General features: G+C 53.9%; 19 protein-coding genes and 1 pseudogene. 9 read left to right on the top strand and 11 right to left on the bottom strand.

Going from position 1 to position 18,874, the window contains the following annotated elements:
- Nucleotides 1-160: 160 nt before the first annotated feature.
- From QPJ95_RS13835 to QPJ95_RS13865, 7 genes are all read right to left on the bottom strand, one after another.
- Nucleotides 161-1,615 (bottom strand): sulfatase family protein, encoded by a 1,455-nt coding sequence (locus QPJ95_RS13835; RefSeq protein WP_270921013.1) that lies wholly within the window; start codon nt 1,613-1,615, stop codon nt 161-163.
- A gap of 32 nt (nt 1,616-1,647) precedes the next feature.
- Nucleotides 1,648-3,120: a tripartite tricarboxylate transporter permease gene (locus QPJ95_RS13840; RefSeq protein ID WP_270921014.1), complete on the bottom strand. Its 1,473-nt coding sequence runs from the start codon at nt 3,118-3,120 to the stop codon at nt 1,648-1,650.
- Between the two features lie 65 nt (nt 3,121-3,185).
- On the bottom strand, nt 3,186-3,662 hold the full coding sequence (locus tag QPJ95_RS13845; RefSeq protein ID WP_270921015.1) for a hypothetical protein: 477 nt from the start codon (nt 3,660-3,662) through the stop codon (nt 3,186-3,188).
- A gap of 50 nt (nt 3,663-3,712) precedes the next feature.
- Nucleotides 3,713-4,657 carry a Bug family tripartite tricarboxylate transporter substrate binding protein gene (locus QPJ95_RS13850; RefSeq protein ID WP_270921016.1) on the bottom strand — a complete coding sequence of 315 codons (945 nt, stop codon included), beginning with the start codon at nt 4,655-4,657 and terminating at the stop codon, nt 3,713-3,715.
- 1 nt (nt 4,658) lies between these two features.
- Nucleotides 4,659-5,741, bottom strand: coding sequence for an aldo/keto reductase (locus tag QPJ95_RS13855; RefSeq protein ID WP_270921017.1), 1,083 nt, complete (start codon nt 5,739-5,741; stop codon nt 4,659-4,661).
- On the bottom strand, nt 5,738-6,010 hold the full coding sequence (locus QPJ95_RS13860; RefSeq protein WP_270921018.1) for a UxaA family hydrolase: 273 nt from the start codon (nt 6,008-6,010) through the stop codon (nt 5,738-5,740). Before QPJ95_RS13860 ends, QPJ95_RS13855 begins: the two co-directional genes overlap by 4 nt.
- On the bottom strand, nt 6,007-7,176 hold the full coding sequence (locus QPJ95_RS13865) for a UxaA family hydrolase (protein WP_270921019.1): 1,170 nt from the start codon (nt 7,174-7,176) through the stop codon (nt 6,007-6,009). Before QPJ95_RS13865 ends, QPJ95_RS13860 begins: the two co-directional genes overlap by 4 nt.
- A gap of 259 nt (nt 7,177-7,435) precedes the next feature.
- Here QPJ95_RS13865 and QPJ95_RS13870 point away from each other — a divergent pair, with 259 nt between their 5' ends.
- Nucleotides 7,436-8,116: a GntR family transcriptional regulator gene (locus QPJ95_RS13870; protein ID WP_270921020.1), complete on the top strand. Its 681-nt coding sequence runs from the start codon at nt 7,436-7,438 to the stop codon at nt 8,114-8,116.
- On the opposite strand, the gene QPJ95_RS13875 is transcribed toward QPJ95_RS13870, so the two are convergent.
- Complete coding sequence (locus QPJ95_RS13875; RefSeq protein WP_270921021.1) at nt 8,072-8,323, bottom strand: helix-turn-helix domain-containing protein; 252 nt, start codon at nt 8,321-8,323, stop codon at nt 8,072-8,074. The two genes, QPJ95_RS13870 and QPJ95_RS13875, sit on opposite strands and share 45 nt — an antisense overlap.
- A gap of 298 nt (nt 8,324-8,621) precedes the next feature.
- Here QPJ95_RS13875 and QPJ95_RS13880 point away from each other — a divergent pair.
- From QPJ95_RS13880 to QPJ95_RS13905, 6 genes and pseudogenes are all read left to right on the top strand, one after another.
- A pseudogene (locus QPJ95_RS13880) lies at nt 8,622-8,765 on the top strand (IS110 family transposase); the annotation flags it as partial.
- A 265-nt stretch (nt 8,766-9,030) separates the two neighbouring features.
- Entirely contained in the window at nt 9,031-9,372 is a 342-nt protein-coding gene (locus tag QPJ95_RS13885; protein WP_270921022.1) for a terminase large subunit domain-containing protein, read from the top strand.
- A gap of 323 nt (nt 9,373-9,695) precedes the next feature.
- Nucleotides 9,696-10,334 (top strand): hypothetical protein, encoded by a 639-nt coding sequence (locus QPJ95_RS13890; RefSeq protein ID WP_270921023.1) that lies wholly within the window; start codon nt 9,696-9,698, stop codon nt 10,332-10,334.
- A gap of 186 nt (nt 10,335-10,520) precedes the next feature.
- Entirely contained in the window at nt 10,521-11,570 is a 1,050-nt protein-coding gene (locus QPJ95_RS13895) for a tyrosine-type recombinase/integrase (protein ID WP_270921024.1), read from the top strand.
- Nucleotides 11,571-11,885: 315 nt separating this feature from the next.
- Nucleotides 11,886-12,122: a hypothetical protein gene (locus QPJ95_RS13900; RefSeq protein ID WP_270921025.1), complete on the top strand. Its 237-nt coding sequence runs from the start codon at nt 11,886-11,888 to the stop codon at nt 12,120-12,122.
- Nucleotides 12,119-12,367: a hypothetical protein gene (locus QPJ95_RS13905; protein ID WP_270921026.1), complete on the top strand. Its 249-nt coding sequence runs from the start codon at nt 12,119-12,121 to the stop codon at nt 12,365-12,367. Before QPJ95_RS13900 ends, QPJ95_RS13905 begins: the two co-directional genes overlap by 4 nt.
- Before the next feature lie 483 nt (nt 12,368-12,850).
- Here the strand turns inward: QPJ95_RS13905 and QPJ95_RS13910 are convergent, their stop codons facing one another.
- Nucleotides 12,851-13,567, bottom strand: a complete 717-nt coding sequence (locus QPJ95_RS13910; RefSeq protein ID WP_270921289.1) for a hypothetical protein — start codon at nt 13,565-13,567, stop codon at nt 12,851-12,853.
- 719 nt (nt 13,568-14,286) lie between these two features.
- Between QPJ95_RS13910 and QPJ95_RS13915 the strand changes: the two genes are divergently transcribed.
- Nucleotides 14,287-14,550 carry a hypothetical protein gene (locus tag QPJ95_RS13915; protein WP_286018124.1) on the top strand — a complete coding sequence of 88 codons (264 nt, stop codon included), beginning with the start codon at nt 14,287-14,289 and terminating at the stop codon, nt 14,548-14,550.
- A 469-nt stretch (nt 14,551-15,019) separates the two neighbouring features.
- Nucleotides 15,020-16,654, top strand: a complete 1,635-nt coding sequence (locus QPJ95_RS13920; protein ID WP_270921112.1) for a hypothetical protein — start codon at nt 15,020-15,022, stop codon at nt 16,652-16,654.
- Nucleotides 16,655-17,220: 566 nt separating this feature from the next.
- Here the strand turns inward: QPJ95_RS13920 and QPJ95_RS13925 are convergent.
- Both QPJ95_RS13925 and QPJ95_RS13930 read right to left on the bottom strand, forming a co-directional pair.
- Nucleotides 17,221-18,483 (bottom strand): adenylate/guanylate cyclase domain-containing protein, encoded by a 1,263-nt coding sequence (locus QPJ95_RS13925; RefSeq protein WP_270921113.1) that lies wholly within the window; start codon nt 18,481-18,483, stop codon nt 17,221-17,223.
- Nucleotides 18,480-18,869 carry a response regulator gene (locus tag QPJ95_RS13930; protein ID WP_270921114.1) on the bottom strand — a complete coding sequence of 130 codons (390 nt, stop codon included), beginning with the start codon at nt 18,867-18,869 and terminating at the stop codon, nt 18,480-18,482. The genes QPJ95_RS13925 and QPJ95_RS13930 overlap by 4 nt, the downstream gene beginning before the upstream one ends.
- Nucleotides 18,870-18,874 lie beyond the last annotated feature (5 nt).

Genomic DNA, 18,874 nt, shown 5'->3' on the forward strand with positions numbered 1-18,874 from the left:
TAACCTATTGGATTATCATTGTTAGCCACAGACGGTAAACCAAAGGCCATGCGTTACATTACCGGCAAGCACAATTTTGCTATCAGAGCTTCTCGCCTGCGAAACAACTCGTTATTAAAGATATCACTATACGCACCGCACAGAATACTCCAAAATCGGCTCAGCTTTTTGGTATCAAGGTCAACAGCCTGTCCCGAATGCCCTTTTCCTCGTCCCACAGGTTGGTCAATTCGTGGGGGTCTTTTTTTAGATCATAGAGTTTTCCGGGCTCAGGCAGGCTGTGATCGAATTGCCCAAATTGAATCTCTACCTGAGGAACAGTTTCATCAAGACCAACAATCAGTTTGTAGCGCCCGTCGGTGACCGCCCGCCAGGATCCCAGCCCTGTTTGCGTATTCTGTGGCGGCATCTGGTCATCTCCGCCAAGAAACGGGCCCAGATCAAATCCGCTGTATTCCTTTGGTACCGCAACTCCGGCCATTCGAAGATACGTCGGGGGCAGGTCAATAAGGTTGGCGGGGGTATCGGGCAAATTGCCGCGCGGAACGACGCCGACACCGGAGACTACAAGCGGGACTTGTACGGCGGGTTCAAAGGGTACTTCTTTTTGCCACAAGTTTCTGTCCCCCAGCATTTCGCCATGGTCGCTGGCAAATATTATCACAGTGTTTTCATACTGACCTTGGGCCTTTAGCTGATCGACAAACGCTCCAATCCAGCGATCAATATTCTCGATCATCGCGGCATAGTGGCGCCGGATGTTGCGAACGAGCGTTTCGTCCGGGTGGTGGCATCCGACAGGATAGGGCAGCTCTGCGTCTCTCCACGCGTCAGCCATCTCGGGAGTGATGTCCATCGGCTCGTGCGGGCCGGGGAAGTTCACGATTGTGAACCAGGGGTTCTCACCGTCAAATTTCTTGAGGATATCGAGGGCGGCTTGCCCGATGAAGTTATCGCTATATGCGTCTTTTGGTATCTCGACAGGTTCGATGTTTGTATAGGCCTGTACCGGTTCGACCCATCGGCCCTCAAGCCAGTCCGACAGTGGCACTGGTTCATGCGAAGTCAATGACCTGCCCTCAAAGTCACGCACATAGTCATCGATCAGGCCCTGAGATTTGAGCATGTCCGTATAGGGATCAATACAGCCTTTTTCGGCGGCGTTGATGGAATCATGCTTGCCCGCGCTGTCGAACCCATCGCTGAATCCAATCTCGGCCATCCCATCGCGGTCGTCTACAATGTGCCGCCCGTCTGCGCCCCAGCTGTGTGCCTGTTTGAGCAGATCTGACTTGCCAAGGTTGGCAACTCGATACCCGCTGTCGAGCAACAGCCGATAGAAGGTTTTCTGGTCTAGCGGCAGGTTGTCTTTGTTGTGACGCACTGGCGAGGCATCATAGCTGCGCCCCAAGGCTAGACAGGCCCGGGCCGGGGCGCAAATCGGGCATGGCGTCCATGTGCGGCCAAAGCTGACGCCGCGGGCCACCATGTCATCGATATTTGGGGTGCGAACAGGAATGCCGGAAATCGCATGAACCCAGTCACCGCGCCATTGGTCGGGAAAAATCATCAGAATATTGGGGCGTTTTTCCAACGGGTCGGGTCCGGCTTCCATGGGATATCTTTCGTTATTTTGGGGCAGCCTGTTCAGGCGGTCAATTTACGTTTTTTCAGTTCCTGACTGGCCGCCCACAACACGGCAAGCAGGCTCAGACTTAGAAGAACAAGGGGGACAGGACGGGTGACAAAGGGCATGAGACTGCCTCTGGATTCCATCATCGCTGCCCGCACGGCTTCTTCACCGATCGGTGTCAGAACAAATCCGATAATGAAGGCAGGCAAGGGGATCCCGCTGGACAGGAAAATCAGACCGACAGCGGCAAATCCAAAGAACACCCACAGCTCGAACGGATTGTTCGAATAGGTCAGCGTTCCGACCATGCAGAAAAACAAGATGGTCGGAGTCAGAATGTACTTGGGCATTTTCAAGACAAACAACAGGTGGCGACTGGCCAGCACCATAAAGAACAACATGGCAAAGTTCGCGATCAAGGCCGCTGAGATAATGCCATAGAATTCTTTCGGATGATCGATAATCATCAATGGTCCCAGTTGAACATTCTGCAACGTGAGGGCCGCAATCAGGATAACGTCAGCCGCACTGCCCGGAATGCCAAGCGCGATCATCGGGATCAGTGCCCCCATGACGGTTGCGTTGTTGGCTGCCTCTGCGGCGACAATGCCTTCGGGCTCGCCTGAGCCAAATGTCTCCGGCTTTTGGGATGTGATGCGGGCAATCGAATAGGAGACAATTGCGCCAATCGCAGCACCAACCCCGGGCAGCGCGCCGATGGCCGTGCCGATCGCTGACGATCTGATAAGGTTCCACGGATATGTCAGCACCGCGAAAAAATGGCGCTTCATGCTTGTTGTTGTCGACACCTGCTGCGGCGCGGCGGTCCGGTTTGTCAAAAGGTCATGCAGGATGGGTGCAAAGGCAAATATACCCAGAATGACCGGTATCAAGCCAAACCCACTTTGCATATCCGCGATACCTAGAGTCAGACGGGGTGTGGCATCAATCGGATCGAGGCCCGGAATGGAGCAAAGGGCGCCCAAAGCGCCGGCAAGCAACGCTTTGGACAAGGAACCTGATCCCACGGCGGCAATCAAGAGAATGCCGGTAATCACCAGGGCCGTCGTTTCAAAATTTCCGAATTTCAAAGCCACGGCTGCAAGCGGTGCAGACAGAAAGGCCAAGACCAGCCAGCCAAGCATACCACCAACAAATGATGCGCCGATGCCAAGGGCCAGCGCGCGTGACGCCTGCCCCTTCTTAGCCATGGCATGGCCGTCCAGCGTCGTCATGACTGCCGTGGGTGAGCCGGGTATTCCAATGAGAATGCCGGATATCAGGCCGCCGCTGACACCGCCCACATACATGCCGATCAATAGACCCTGCGCCGAAACCGGATCCATGTAAAATGTCAGGGGAAGCGTCAGCGCCATGGCCATGCCGCCATTCAGGCCGGGGATTGCGCCCGCCACCACTCCAACCAACATTCCGGTCATCGAGAAGACAACCAGCGCCATTGTGATCGTGCTCAGGAAAATTTCCATAGTATTTTATCTCACTCGATTTCCGGCAGTTTTGTCCGGCAGCGTTGCAGATCCACTGATCACGATTATGGAAGTGGCAGGCCCAGCACGTTTTTGAACAGCTGTGCCACGCCCAGGGTTAAAACAACGCCCGATATGCTCAAATACCCCAGAGTTTTGCCGGTTAGCTTGTGATCCGGCGAAACCTTGATCACCAGCAAGCCGATCAGGGCAAAGATCGCTATCAGAACCAATTCTGTCGAACATAGTCGTTCAACGATAAGAACCGACATTGCGGCTGGAACAGCGACAAAAAACAAACCCGTCTTAAGCGTGTCGAGCGACTTTCCGGTCTCTTCCGCCCCCGTTTGTCGCGCCCGGCTGAACGCAAAAACGGCGCACGCAGCGGCAAGGATTGTTGCCAGTACCCCAATGACACCCATGAAGTTTTGCGTGCCCACTGGGTCAAAGCGGGAGGGTGGCGTCGCTATTGCGGTCGCCACCACACCCATTCCCATCAGAGTGATCAGGGCAAAAAGTATGGCTTGATCTCTATTATTCATAACAAGCCTTGCTCCCTCCGCCAGACTGATCCCAGATTGCGACAGTTCGGTCAGTTACCGGATATCGCAGATACAGATGCTGCATAGTTGGCCATTTGCTCGTCCAATGAGGCCGACGTCTCGGCCGCATTCAAATGCAGAGGCGCATCAATTCCGCGCTCGACAAATTCGGCCTGCACGGACTCTTTGGCCATGATGTCGCCAAGGGCCTGTTCGATAATCGATTTCGCTTCAGCGGGAACGCCTTTGCCCATCATCCACCAGAATGCGAGTTGGAAGCGCGCCGGAAAGTCTTCTTCGCCGGCCGAGGCGGTATCAGGCACAGCGGCGCTGCGCTCGTCGGCAAGAACGGCCAGTGGCACAAGTTCCTCACGACCCGCAAACTTACCTTTCCCGAGTATCGCGACATGAGTGAATTCACCCAGCAATGACTTCAGCTTGGCGGCACCGCCACCGGGCACATTGACATAGTTGAAATCGACGCCCAACCCATCGGCGATTTGCAGCATCACAAGGTGGCCGAGGCCACCAATATTTACCCCGGCATTGACCTCGCCTGGGTTCGCAGCCGCATAGTCCTTTAGCTCGGAGATGTTTGAAAAAGGTGCGCCCTTGTAGGAGACCAGATAGTTTTCCATCAGGCCGGTTTGCCCAACACCGTCAAATTTATCCAGCGGGTTGAAACCCAGCAATCCCGACGCTCCGATGACCAGCATCTGCTGGTGGGTGACTAGCATGGTGTAGCCATCCTGATCGGCGTCGTCAGCCTGACGAATACCAATGGCGGACGCTCCGCCTTTTACATTCACGACCGGAAAGGGAACGCCGAGCGTTTCTTCAAGTTGCACGGAAATCAAACGTGCGACTGTATCCAGCGCACCTCCGGCTTTGGCCGGTACGATCAGTTTTACTGGTTTTTCGGGGTAACCGGCAGCAACCACACTGGTCGCCGAGGCCATCATGGCAGCGCAGATCAAAGTTAGAAATCTTTTCATTTCACTCTCCTGAGATTGGATGTTGTTGCAACTTCGCGTAATTTCCTACGTCTTCTTTTTGATTTTCGTGAGCGGTGGATGCCGTTTGAATGTTTCGCTTTGAGACAGGCCTGCCTGCATAGTTCTGTGAGCCTGGCCGACAGCTCTTTTCCAAGATGGCAATCGGATCAGGCACGCCAATTTCCGCCAAATCGGCCCATAATTCCGACGGAATTTTCATCTGCATGTCGACCATGTTGCAGCGCAGGTCATCAGGTTCGACAAGTCCCAGGATAAGCCGTTCGACTGCTGGGTGGCGTGCACAATATTGTAGCGCAGCACGTTTGAGAGGCACACCGTAGGCGTCGCAGATCGCTGCAATCCGGCGTGTTCGATCCAGAATTTCAGGTTCGGGAGTGGCATAGCGATACGTTGTCGTCATGTCGCCTGGACCGGTGGCTAGAATGCCGGAATTGAATGGGGCAGCCAGTTCAACCGAGATGTTGTTTCGTAAGCAGAAAGGCAACAATCGTGCGCCCGCGTCTTGTGTGAGCAGGCTGTAACTGTTGGCCACCATCAGCACATCCAGATCAACGCGATTCAGTATCGCTTCATGGGTGCTTGCGGTGTTGCTTGCGCAGCCAATGCGGCCAATCACGCCTTGATCCCGCAACCGGCACAAGGCAGGGAAAGCCCCTGCCACCGCTTCTTTTACAAAACGATCGCAATCGTGAATGTAGACGATGTCAAACCTGTCCACCCCCAACCGTTCAAGGCTCTTCTCTATGGATCGCAGGCATGCGTCGGCCGAATAGTCGTAGATGTCAGTTGGATTGTTGCGCTGGTCTGCAAGCACTGCGCCATAAGGCCGGTACCGTCCAACTTTTGTTGACAAAATGTAGCTGTCACGCGGTTGCCCTTTAAGCAATTTCCCCAATCGGTATTCCGATTGACCACCACCATACAGCGGTGACGTGTCAAACCGGGTGATGTTCAATGCCAGAGCGGCCTCGAAAATCTTCTCCGCGACATCATCCGCAAGCGGCAGTTGCTGGGACGCCCCTAAGGACGCAAATCCAAGACCGATGGACACCGTGCCGGTCATGCGCGCTTGCTTTCAAGGTTATGCACATGAACCCACGCGCCGCGTTGGATTGCCCTCGTTGCTCGACCGATAACATAGCCATCCCGCACGACATCGGTGCCGGATGGGATATCAATAAGCGCGACCTTGTGAAAACAACGAATGTTTTCAAGAGCCTCGACGGAATCTTCCGACTGATGCCCGCTAACGGAAAGACAATCATTCTTGATGACCGCTTCAAGAACATTGGCAACATTGTCGTTGGCTTGCAGTTGAACACAGGGTTTCACAGCGAGGCTCCAAATCTGGAGATCGTTTCAGAGCCCTCGGCAAGGATTTCACCAAATGTAAGGCTTCCCGAGGCGACGTCTGCGACATGCTCGGCCAGTCTCGCAGTTGCCTCGTCCCACGACCCACCAGACAAAAGGCGACTACAGTCGAAATCTATTTGTTGGGGGAGGGCTTGTGATGTGAACTTGTTGGCAGACACCTTGATGGTCGGCGCCAATGCGCTGACATAACTGTTTCCCAGCCCTGTGCTGAAGATCATCAACTGCGCGCCTGCTGCAACAAATCCCGTCAGAGATTCCGGCGAATACGAAGGTGCATCCATTAGGTAAAGCCCGCGCCCCGATGGTCGTTCGGCATACTTTAAGACACCGGATATTTGTTGGTTCCCGGTCTTGGCAGATGAACCGCTTGCCTTTTCCTCAATCGTTGTGAGGCCGCCCTCTATGTTTGCGTGATTGGGGTTGTTTCCCGTCAAATTGATGCCTGCGTCTTGTGCAATGCGCTCGCGGCGTAAGACGGCTTGGCGAATGTCTTCGGCGATCTTTGGTGTCCTGGCACGGGCAGCCAACCGATCTTCAACGCCAAGCCATTCCAGTGTCTCCCCGACGATGGCTGTTCCGCCTGCCGCGACCATCTGATCGGAAAACCGCCCCATTAGCGGGTTCGCGCCAAGCCCTGAGGTTGGATCGGAAAGACCGCATTCCAGACCAATAACCAAGTCTGACAGAGGCTGGGACGTAGGACGTTGACGCGACATGTCTCGGCTCAGCACTGCGCCAGCTCGAATACCCTGATCGGTCATGCGCAGCGTATCGTGGCCAACATCATCATATGCGATCGCGTGAAATGGTTTTCCGCTTTTGGCAAGTGCGTTGCTGATGATATCGCAGCGTGGCCGATCTGCGCTCAGGATAAGCACGGCCCCTGCGTTGGGGTGGTTTGCCAGACCGAGAATTGAATCAACATGCACCTGTGCATCCTCACCCAGCATGCCACCGCCAAACGGTGTTGAGGCAAATAAGGAACCCGGCAGAGCAGCATGAATTCGCCGGGCGGTCAGCTCGCTCAGACCCGTTGTATTCAAAATCAACAACTTGTTGCGAATGCCAGCCGAACCCGTTGCGCGCGCATAACCCTGAAATGTTCGTTCCGAAATGTTGATCACATGCGCCCCTTGAACAGATCGTGCCTCTTGCTTACTACATAGGGTGCTCAGGTGGGGAACCAGAAAGAACCTCAACTGAGCGCTCAGTTGGAATTTGTGTTACACTACAGCCGGGGCTCAACGTGTCAACATACTAGTATTGGAAAATTGAAGTAGCGCATATTGACGTATCAGCGGTAGACAGCTCTGGCATAAAACGGGCAACGAGGCGTCTGCCACAGGTCAAGATAGTGAAGGGGTAGTTGTCGGGAAGATGGATGTGAGAAAAAGCCAACATACACAAGAAGACGCATACAACACTTTGCGTGAAGAAGCTTATCGACAATTCATGAATGCGATGCTGGACCGAAAATTTCGCCCGGGCCGCATGCTCAGCCAACGTGAGCTGGCCAAGTGGACAGGAAGCTCTTTGGCCTCGATGCGCGAAGCCCTGAAACGGCTCGAAGGCGAAGGTGTTGTGAAGCTCATCCCTCAACGTGGAGTGCTCATTACCGAGGTGACTCGAAAAGATATTGCCGATGCCTATGACTTCAGAATTCTGATCGAAACGCATGCAATTCGGCACTATGTTGCCAATTGTGACCCAGCCGAAGTAGAGCGCATACGTGCGCAAACCAAAGAAATTCTGGCCGCGATTCCCGACGAAAAAGGGATCGAGCATTTCAACAGATGTCTGGAAATCGATCGCGAACTTCACCGACAAATCGTAGCAGCTCTTGATAACTCGGCCATGAGCGATACGCATCAGAAAATCGAAACGACGATGATGCTGGCGCGCTTGAACTTACCTGCAAAACTTAACGCTGGCACCGCTGCTTTCGAGGAACATCTTGATCTATTGAACGCGATAAATAGCGGTGATCCGGAAGACGCCGCCGCATCGCTTCGCAATCACCTAATAAAGGCAAGAGAGCGCGCGATGGAGTTTGCCGAATTGTGAATGTTGCAGCCATCGGCTGTCCAGATATTCTTTGGAACTTTTTTGCTCGTCGGCCGAGACAATGACACTGTCTCGGCTCCGTGAGAAGCCGCCGAGCGTAAGGCCGCCGATGTGGTGTTGAGTAGCCAAGAACAGCGCCCCTTTTGTTGGAAAGTAATGATACAGCGCACTCTTTGAGTCGCCGAGATGTTCTGCAAGCCCACGCATCGCAATGCCCGCCTACTTCAAAGTCGAAGGGCTTCACCCTTGGTAATATCGATTGCATAGGCGTCATTGGCACATACCGCAGCGAATTCGCACATTCCGCCCTTAGCGCTCTAGATGCCGCCTTATGCTGCACCCGGCACGAATGTCGTAAAAGGGCTGATTGCTGCCGTTAGACGTGTCTAGCAGCAAGGTCTGCATTGGGCCGTTCGTGACCGTGAGGGGGGGAGGGAAGAGGCCTGATTGCTGCACTGCCCACATAGTGAAGTGAAGGGCAGTTAGCAGATTGGGTGGATAGCACCTGCACCATGAGGTTCGGCTGATCCCGCCCATGTTCGTCAAACCCTATGTGAAGCGCGGAAAGTCAGACGCCGTCGACGCAGAAGTGATTTGCGAGGCCGTCACTCGCCCTACGATGCGGTTCGTCGAGATCAAATCGGTTGATTAGCAGGCACTGCTAATTGGCAGGCGCTCTGCCATCGATGTCACAGCCGGAAAACAGCCCATTAAGTGTTCCACCGCAAGGGGGGGGTATCTGAAAATTAAACGCCCCAAATAGCAAACCGGCCGCATAACCATTTAAACCGCGGCCGTGTAATTGAGGAAAAAGACCCACCCTTGAAAGGAGGATGACAGGATGAAGGGTAAGAAGCCAAGCCTCAATAATATCGTCCCGGTGGAGGATGGCATTCAGCGCCACGTGCCAAATGATGAAGGACTATCGCACCTCGATCGAAACGCTAAAAACGGCCGGGCTGATTGCTTGTCTGAGCCGCGACGATGTTTCATCGGATGGGATCAAGCCGAGCTTTCTGGAGCGGGGTGAAATGCACCGCGGAACCGATCGGAAACTGGCAGACATCATTGTGGAAAGTATGATTTCCCATGATCAGCCGATCGATTGGGTGATCACCATCGCTGGGCAAGACCTCGCGTCCTTGTGCGGCGAGTTGCGGGATTATCCGCCCTACTCCTGCCTGTTACTAACGGGCATTTATATTGCTTTGACAGGCACACCACACCCAAAACTCGTACAGGACGGTCTTGCATAGTACAGGGGTCTTGGTTGAATTAAGCTTGGAAGGTATGTTTGCGGCCAGGCATATCCTCAGCACGCCTCTGTGGCACTCGAGATAGTATGGATCGGTGCTGGCTCAAGTCGCGACAAACGCGACGCTCAGAAACTTTCACCTGGCTGCGCTCATGATTATTGCAGACCCACCTTGGCGCATCGATGCCGCCGGGCGCGCGGTTGCGTCATCAACGCCGATCACAGAGGATCCTCGCAACAGAGAAGGGTGGGCAGCAAAACTTTCTAAGTGACGAAATATCATTTAGCGTTGACTTCTCCTAACGGATATTTAGTCTGATAGACATGAAACTTTCCCAATTCATATCCCTATTGTCAGCGATGCTTGGCGCAGAAGAAAAAACAATCCGAATGATTGTGCGCTATCTTCGTGAAGCAGGTCTGTTCACAACCGGGGCTCGTGGTGTCAACTCGCCGGACATCACCGCACTAGATGCCGTAAGGGTCATAATCGCCTATATGGCGTCCCCCTCATCTAGCAAGGCTGTCAAGGACGTACTGTATTTTGGGGCGCTGCAGCCTGACCTACGAGCTGACCAAAATGATCATACTTGGCCGCTTGGTCTGGATCCAAACAAAAACCTCGAACAAACTTTGGTCGATTTACTGGAGAACAGGGTTAGCAATTATAAGCTCATTTCTTGGGGTATGCTTCGCCTGTCGGATACAGGGGGCGCGTGGATAGAAGCCCAAGAGAACGTTCAAGAATACCACCACAGAGAACAGTGGAGTGAAATGCGTGACGCGACCGAAGCCAGAGGAACTGATAAAGGTAAAAGGCTGCGTCGTGAGGGGAAATTCCCTTTAAACGAGATGGAGACTATAGCACGCACAACAGGCACAAAAGTGCATAGATCGGCTGAATACTGCATAGCTGACCTGCAGGGAATTGGTATTGAGTTACTTGGTTGGGAGGTTGAATAATGTCACCTGTCAAAGCAAAAATCACCCAGTCTGATCTCACTCGCGGTCTTAAGGCGTGGAAAGCAGTTTACGAAACTGAGCCTCTCTGCAGGATAATGCCCGATGGCACGATGGAACTTGCTCCTGCAGGCGCTGTCGATCCGTCCGGCGGCGGTTTGACGCCATTGCAAAAGTGGAAGTCCGACAATGCGTCCTAGGGGGTTTCCTGATAAAGTTCATCCTGTACGGCGCAAAGTAAAAGATGGCGTCCGCTATCATTTCTACGCTTGGCGCGGTGGTCCCAAATTTTGGGTAGACGCAGTTCAGTATCCAAAGTCCCCAGAATTCTTCCACGCATATTCTGATGCGACGGCCAGACCGAAACCAGCAGATTACATGGTGCAGCAGATGGTAGATGATTTTCTGTCCAGTACTGCCATGCCGAAAGGTCAGCGCTCACGTGCGGATATTCGCAAATGGGGTCTACGGTTTGCCGGTCATTTTAAGGATGCTCCGGCCATAATTTTCGAGGACAAGAGTGCGCGGGGTGAGATGAACACCTGGAGGGCTCTCTGGAAACACTCTCCGAAACAGCACGACATGGCAGGCACTCATGCAGTTCGTATTCTGAACTGGGCAGTCGAAGAGGGAAAGTTGTCTGAACATCACTGCCATAAGCTGCACCGGCTCTATGAAGTGGACCGGTCTGAGATTGTCTGGAAGTCGGGAGACCAAGAAGCAATTGACGCAATAGCTCCGGAGTGGGTGCGACGCATTCTTTGTGTTGCTTGCGAGACAGGTTTGCGCCCTGGTGACTTGATTAAGCTGACAACCGGGCATGTCGAGAATACCCCACTGGGGCGTCGCCTTCGAGTTCGCACAAACAAGCGAAAGAGGTTGGCTCATATTCCGATCACGCCGACACTTGCTAAGGTCATTGATGAGACCGAGCCCGGAAAATTGTTGATCCTCACTAATGCGTCGGGTGATCAACTAACCGAACATCGTGCTTCTGAGGGGCTGCGACAGTGGCGGGATAAGGCCAAACTGTCTCGAGATCTGCGGTTGCAAGATACACGAGGCACTGCAGCGACCCGGCTTCTGAATGCCGGATTGAGCTTGTCAGAGATTGCCAACCATATGGGGTGGTCAATTCGTCATGCTGCCAATGTGATCGAACATTACGCGAGGGTCTCACCGGACGAAACTGACTCTGTATTAATCAAGCTGTCAGCTGCCCTTGGGGGTGCATCATGAACAAAACTGTAAACGCTACTGTAAACGGAGGTACCAGCGCAGTGTCCGAAGCAACGCAAGTCACTGAAAACACTTGGAGGCGAGTACGAGAATCGAACTCGTGTACACGAATTTGCAATCCAGCCAAAAAACCAAACAAAACAAGGGGGATGTGTTTCAAAATACCCCCAGACAGACCGTGAACTTTACGGGAATGTTTCAAACGCTGGATTGAGCAGCGCAAAAGAAAACACCGGGGCAGCGGCAACTGAACCTGGCGTCAATCAAGATAAGAAAACAGCTAGTTTTCGCCGCAACAATACCCCCAAAAGCGCAATGTCATTGTATGCCAAGGACCGGCACAAGAAGACCGCAAAGGGGCTGGGCTTTGCCCTCACCTTGGGCACTGAATCCGCGTGGCACAGCCTGACAATAACACTGATGGCCCGCCTGACTGAGGCCGAACGCGCCGCGCTGGCCTTTGCCACCCTCAACAGCCTGTCAGAAAGTCACGCCTACATGACGGCATCCGCTGCCTTGTTCGGCACCCAGTACGGGGAGGCCGCAGAATGAGCAACCTCCGCCCCGTCGAAGAGCTGTTGTACCATATGCGGACCATTGTTCGCAGCGGCAGTGATTGGGAAGCCAACTTCGCCCGATCGATCTTGAAACATGCCAAACGGCCCACTTGGAACCCGTCCGAAAAACAGCATCAGATGATGCAGCGCATGGTGTCCGAGATGTTCACTCATAGCGGCGCTGACACCAGCGACGACATTGGCCTGATCGACAGGGGAGACCGGCACGACGCCGCCTAAAACGCGTCCGTTTCGGATGGTCGGTTAACGGTGGCATTCGAGACGTAGTGGCGAACCATGGGACGGGGCAAACGCCAAGGGCAGTTCGAAAGACCGAAGCCCGCCCCCCGGCATACACAGTGTCCTTCTGTGCTGGAAAGTAGCGGTCAACTCAACCGGCGAGGACATGCGCACAGGTTGGGGCTCAAAGCGAAGGGTCGGCTCCGTTGAGCAGATTAATATCGCCTAGAGCATAGAGACAGCTCCAGCCAATGGCCGGGGACTGTCGTTCTATGCTCTTTGCTCAGGGTCTCACCATTGAGCATATACAACTTCATAAATGTAGCGACAGTTGAACAGGACTAAATGTCACTGGAAGAGACTTAGTTTGGTCAGACTCAATGAAAGCCCGGTTTACCTTGCCTGAGGGCAGGGCGGCCAAGCCGTGGGTTGAAGATAGGGCTGAGTTTGATGTTTGGTCTGTCCCTGAACCCGGCAAGCCAGTCACTGGCAATATCTAGACCTCACCTCATATCTCAAATAGAGAAATTGGCGATTTCCTCGCCGTAGATACCGCCCTGCGCCCAGCATTCGAAATTCTCGCGAAAATGGTCGGCGGTTGTGATTCCCAGAACCATCCTTGATGCGCGGATCATTTGCGTACCTTGCTTTAAGCGGCGGGGAAAACTCGGTTCGCAGGGCTTGGCAGATGAACTGGCCCCTCACTATAGCTTGCACAAGTTGACCGGGGCGAATTTCAGTGAGATCCACCAGATGGCCTGCCTTGGTTCCTACACCGTGAATTCTGAACGTCAGAGGCTCCTTCAGTTCAAATTCACCTGTATCCAACCCCGAGCCGAAAAGGTGCTCTTCGCCTTGCCAAACATCACCAAAGGAGAACCGCAGTGTGTACTTTCCAGGCGGTACAAGGACTTTGAAGAATGCGCCGCCAATGATATACGCCGCCAATGCCTCCTTTCTGGTTCCTTCGTCGACTAGCGTTAGGAAATAGTCCTGGCCAGTAGGCGTTTTGACCTGAAGCGGGAAAACGGCGGGCAGACCGCTGCGGTTCCAAAGCAAGCCAGAGGTCGCAGGAACAGCCGGGTCGCCCTGGATATTTGCAGCGGCAAACGTAGATAATATGCACGTGAGAAAAACAAAATGCAGCACCGCTGCGACTCGTCCGATGCTTTCCACAACAGCCTCAATCAGCCTCAACACCTGTCAGTTCCTCTGTTAACTTCATCAAGGTTACCACGGATGTAGATTGTTCACGACCTGTGCACAGATGCCGCCGATACAACTTTCCAAGAAAGGGGAGGGGGTGGGTCAGATCTCTGCAAACTTTTGCCCGCATACCCGCTATTCCCTCACGCGGAGGTTTTTTATTCCATGATTGACGAGAATTCAGAAGCTAAGGCCGAAACTCACTTGGAGGGCGACCCTGTGAAGTTGCGCCACGGAAGTGCGGGGGTGCACAATTTGATATAATTATGTAAAAACAATTACTTCCCATTATTTTACAGGCCAATGGTGGGCCCAATATCGCATCGAGCAGTTTACGGATGTTCATCCTAAGACTTTGCGCAAACATTTTTCCCGTAAGCTTACCCAGTTCTTTGAGGTTATCGAAGGGGGAGAGCTGCGGGTTATGGCGGTTCGGATGCTGGACGGCAATATCTCCGTTGCCCGCAGGATGCTAGACTTGGTGGAGATGCGCCGCGCCGCGGTTCCGCAGCCAAGCGCCCCGGCCGAAGGCAGCGGCCGCCCTGGCGACCGAAGGTCGTGGCATCAAAGTAGAGGTCGAACGGCGGCTTCAGGCCACTCTACCAAGCACAGATGGATGTAGAGGCTTGGAGTGTGGTCCTCTCGCCCATGAATGCTATGCTGTCCTTGATCGCAATCGAATGCGGCGCCCACAAACGATTAAGGCAAAGCGCATGTCTCAGGTGTTACTTCTTGACTCACTCAATTTGATCAAAACAGGCAATTTTCGACCAGGCAAAGAAATGGCGAAGGCGCATGAGATCAGTCAAAAGCACGAGGGTGTTCCACTTTTCGATTGGGTGCATGCTCTAGTTCACCGGGCCGAAGGCGATGACGCGAATGCTGGGTACTGGTATCGGCGTGCTGGCAAGACCCGGCATTCAGGATCAATTGAGGAAGAGTGGCAAATCATTAGAATGGAGATCGAAAAGGCTTGAGGAATATCGAGAATTACTGAGACGCCACTTCGAATTTCTGCGCAGATCACCAAGGGCCGCTTCGACAGGCCGCACTGCGGCATTTGTGACTTGGCATGAAAGTCGGCAGAGGGCCGTTTGCTTCATTTTTGAGTGATTGAAGTGGCCCAATTGCTGCACCATGCACATTTCGACTAAAAGGGCGGAAAGTGTGAATTCGCCGCAACCGCAAACCCGATAGGCACTTCTTTCGGAAGCGGACTTACAAATGGCTGCGAATCTGCGTTCCTACGCCGCGTTACAGTGGTCCGATTGGAACCAGATCGGGCCGTTGGAACACCCAGAGTCTCCAGATGTCCCGAGCCTGAAGTGACGAAAGCCCGCAATCTGAAATAGCGGCGCTGGGTCGAACTTTCGTCGGGGCCGGCCTCTGTCAAACGGGTCAAATGGAACCGTGTTAAGATGAAATTTCAAATTGGGAGAAAGATTTATGTCAGACTATTTTGATCTGGGCAGTTACAGTCGCCCCGTAAGTACTATTCCTGTTGCACAGACTTGGCTCGATCGGGGCCTTGTCTGGTTATTTGCGTACAATCACGAAGAAGCCATTGTGTGTTTTGAAAAGGCGCTGGAAGCCGATCCGGCCTGTGCACTTGCCCATTGGGGTATCGCTTACGCCATCGGACCCAACTACAACAAGCCGTGGGAGTTCTTCACTCCTGATGAGAAGGGCCCAGCCCTCGCCCTCGCCCATGCGGCGCTGATGGCAGGGCTCGCGCTCGAGGATGCTAAGCCCGTTGAACGCGCTCTGATCGAAGCGCTGGCTTCTCGCTACCCCACCGATCCGGAGATTGAGGACTACCAGCCGTTCAACGACGGATTCTCTGCAGCGATGAAGCCGGTCTACGAGGCGAACCAGGACGATCTGGACATCGCCTGCATCTATGCCGAAGCACTGATGAACCGGACGCCGTGGCAGCTCTGGGATTGTCACAAGGGCGTGCCGAACCCTGAGGCATCCACGGTCGAGGCGATGGCGGTTCTAGAACGCGCCTTCGACCAGACCCTGGGCGCTTGGGACCACCCGGGATTGCTGCACATGTACGTCCACCTGATGGAGATGTCGCCGCATCCAGAACGCGCGTTGCGTCATGGCGACAGGCTGACGGACCTCGTCCCGGATGCTGGCCACCTCGTGCACATGGGTACCCATATCGACGTGCTCTGCGGCGATTATCAGAACGTTCTTTACCGCAATCTCGCCGCATCCAAGGTTGATGAAACGTTCAAAGCCTATGCTGGGCCAGTGAATTTCTATGCACTTTACCGTATCCACAACCTGCATTTCGCCTTTTATGGCGCGATGTTCCTTGGCCAGAAGGCTGCGGCGGTCGACGCGGTCGTGCGCCTGCGTGCCGAAGTTCCGGACGAGGTTGTCCGCACCTACCCGGACATCTTCGAGACCTTCGTGGCCGCTGCGCCACATGTCTATATCCGGTTCGGCATGTGGTCCGAGATCCTAGAACTGCCCCAGCCAGAGGACAGAGAACTCTACGTCACCACCAACGCGCTGATCTACTATGCCAAGGCGGTGGCGCTAGCCAATCTCGGCCGCCATGACGAGGCCGAAGACGCCATGGCCCACTTCACCGCGGCCTATGCTGAGGTGCCAGACACACGGATGCTCTTCAACAACAAGGCGCATGATGTCCTCGCGATTGCCGAAGAGATGATGAAGGGTGAAATCGCTTTCAAGGCGGGTCGACGCGAAAAAGGTCTCGATCACCTGCGCAAGGCGGTCGTTCTGGACGACAACCTGGCCTATGAGGAGCCCTGGTCCTGGCCGCAGCCCACCCGCCATGCCCTGGGCGCATTGCTGATGGAAGCGGGTGCATACGACGAGGCCGAGGCAATCTACCGAGCGGATCTGGGGCTCGATGGCAAGCTGCCACGGCCCAGTCAGCATCCGCGCAACGTCTGGGCACTGCACGGACTGCACGAATGCCTGCAGCGTCGCGGTGAAATGGTAGAACTGCCGCATGTCAAGGTGCTTCTCGATCAGGCTTTAGCCCGTGCTGATATCCCGATCCGTGCCAGTTGCCTATGCCGAGTCGAGTCGGCCTGAGCCTGAAAGAACCCTATGCGCCTCCGCTTCTAGGGGCGCATATTAGAAAGGTTCGACCCAACACGAAAGGGCGATCAACCACTTTCCATGCAAGCCGCGTTTCGAGGAAGCATTGGCGCGGCACACGAATATTAGATACTAGACGGATTTGTCCAGTGCTGCCGTCTTTTGGAGTTCGTAAATGCTGCGCGATGCATGAATGACCGGTCTGACGGACCGCGCCGCTGCAGTTTGATGTGGTCACCAATGTCGGCATCGGGCCGTTCTCGACATTTATAGGCGAGTGAAGTGGCCCAATTGCTGCACCATGCACATATAGGTACTAAGGGCGGGAAGTTGCCATTCGCTGCAGATGCGAATTTTTCGGCTCAATCGGCAAAGCGGACATTTGACCGCACCTTTGGATCTATTTCAGCAAACCGAACTGATGTGAAGCCCTAGCATACGAAGCACCGTTGGCGGACCGGAGCCCACAGTCAACTGGCTGACGTTGAATTGCAGACTAGGGTTTCTGCAATTATTATGACCACTGTTCAAAGTCCGTTTTCTATATGTCGTATTCCAGCTTATTTGACTGAGAGATCGACAACAGCGTTTACGGCCCCGCCCAGTACACGTTGCAAGTGAAAAAGGGTCAGCGGATCGTTAGGCAGTTCCGCCACAAGCGCCGCCAGCGACTGTCGGGCCAGCGGGGACCCGCTGGCCAGCTGAGCAAAAGCGACCCGATAGGCTTCCATCGGTTTCGACGAGCTGATTTCCAGTGACAGAGGTTCAAAGGTCGCCAATCTTTGCGACTTGCCAGCCAAGAGCAATTCGCCCGCCGGGCGGCCTGCAAAATCTCCGATTTTTGCAACGACACTTTCGCTCACACAGATGCGGGTGCCTAGAGTTTTGTTGGCGTTCTCCAGGCGCGCTGCAGTATTTACAGCATCACCATAGGCTGTGTAGTCAAAAAACGATTCTCCGCCAAAATTGCCGATTATCGCTTCGCCTGAATTAACGCCGATGCGTGTAGTCCCCAGTGCAACCCCACGCGCGTTCCAGTCTGAGCGATAATCTTCGGCGAACCTGTCGATCTCAAGCGCGCAATTGACGGAACACGCCGCGTGATCAGTTTGGGCCACCGGCGCTCCGAATGTCACCTGAACAGCATCTCCAATGATCTTCATCACAGTGCCTTCGTTGGAAAATACGATCTTGGCAATGCCTTCTATGTAGTCGTTTAACAGCCTAATGATAATGTCAGGTTCCGTCGATTCAACCAGATTGGTAAACCCGGTCAGATCCGTGAACAGGAACGTCGCTTCGCGTCGCTCGCCACCAGGTTTCATCTGTTCGGAATCCAGCGCCATCGATTCCACAACACTAGGCGAAAAATATCGTGACAGCGTCGCCCTGGCCAGTTCGGCCTCGGCCTTTTCGCGCTGCAAAGTTTTGAATTTTTCCAGGTGCTCGAGGGTCTTGCGAATGGTGACCTCTAAATCGTCAAATTCAATGGGTTTGGTCACAAAATCAAAAGCCCCGCGATTCATCGCAGTTCGGATGTTTTCCATATCACCATAGGCGGAAACGACCACGGTTTTCAGATTTTGATACTTATCACCCAAGTGGGTCAACAGCGTCAGGCCATCCATTTTCGGCATGTTGATATCCGACAAGACCATCAACACGTCTGTGTCCGTCTCCAGCATATCCAACGCCTCTTGCCCGTCACGGGCAAACACAAACTCCATTTCATTTCTGCGGATTTCCCGGCGGAATTTTTGCGTAATCAACGCCTCAACATCCGGTTCATCGTCAACCACCAAAATACGGTTTGCGGATGTCATGACGCTGCCTGATCTGACAATTCGGCCAGTTCGGATTTCAGTTTCGCAAAATCAACCGGTTTGGACACAAGCTGCACCGCGCCGCGTTTCATGGCGTCTGATTCCGTGCCCGCATCTCCGTAGGCAGTGATCATGATAACGGGTAGATCAGGTTTTTTCTGCTTGACGACATCCAATAGTTCCAGGCCGCTCATCCCCGGCATATTGATATCCGACAACAACGCCATCACACTGGGCGATGTTTCCCTTTCCAATACATCCAGCGCCTGATCGGCAGACTGCGCAAAAAGGAATTCATAATGCTTTTTGCGGATTTCTCGACGAAAATTTTGCCGGAACAATAACTCGGCATCAGGTTCATCATCGACCATCAATACTTTTAGCATCAGTC

The sequence above is a fragment of the Parasedimentitalea psychrophila genome, assembly GCF_030285785.1.
Classification (GTDB): Bacteria; Pseudomonadota; Alphaproteobacteria; order Rhodobacterales; family Rhodobacteraceae; genus Parasedimentitalea; species Parasedimentitalea psychrophila.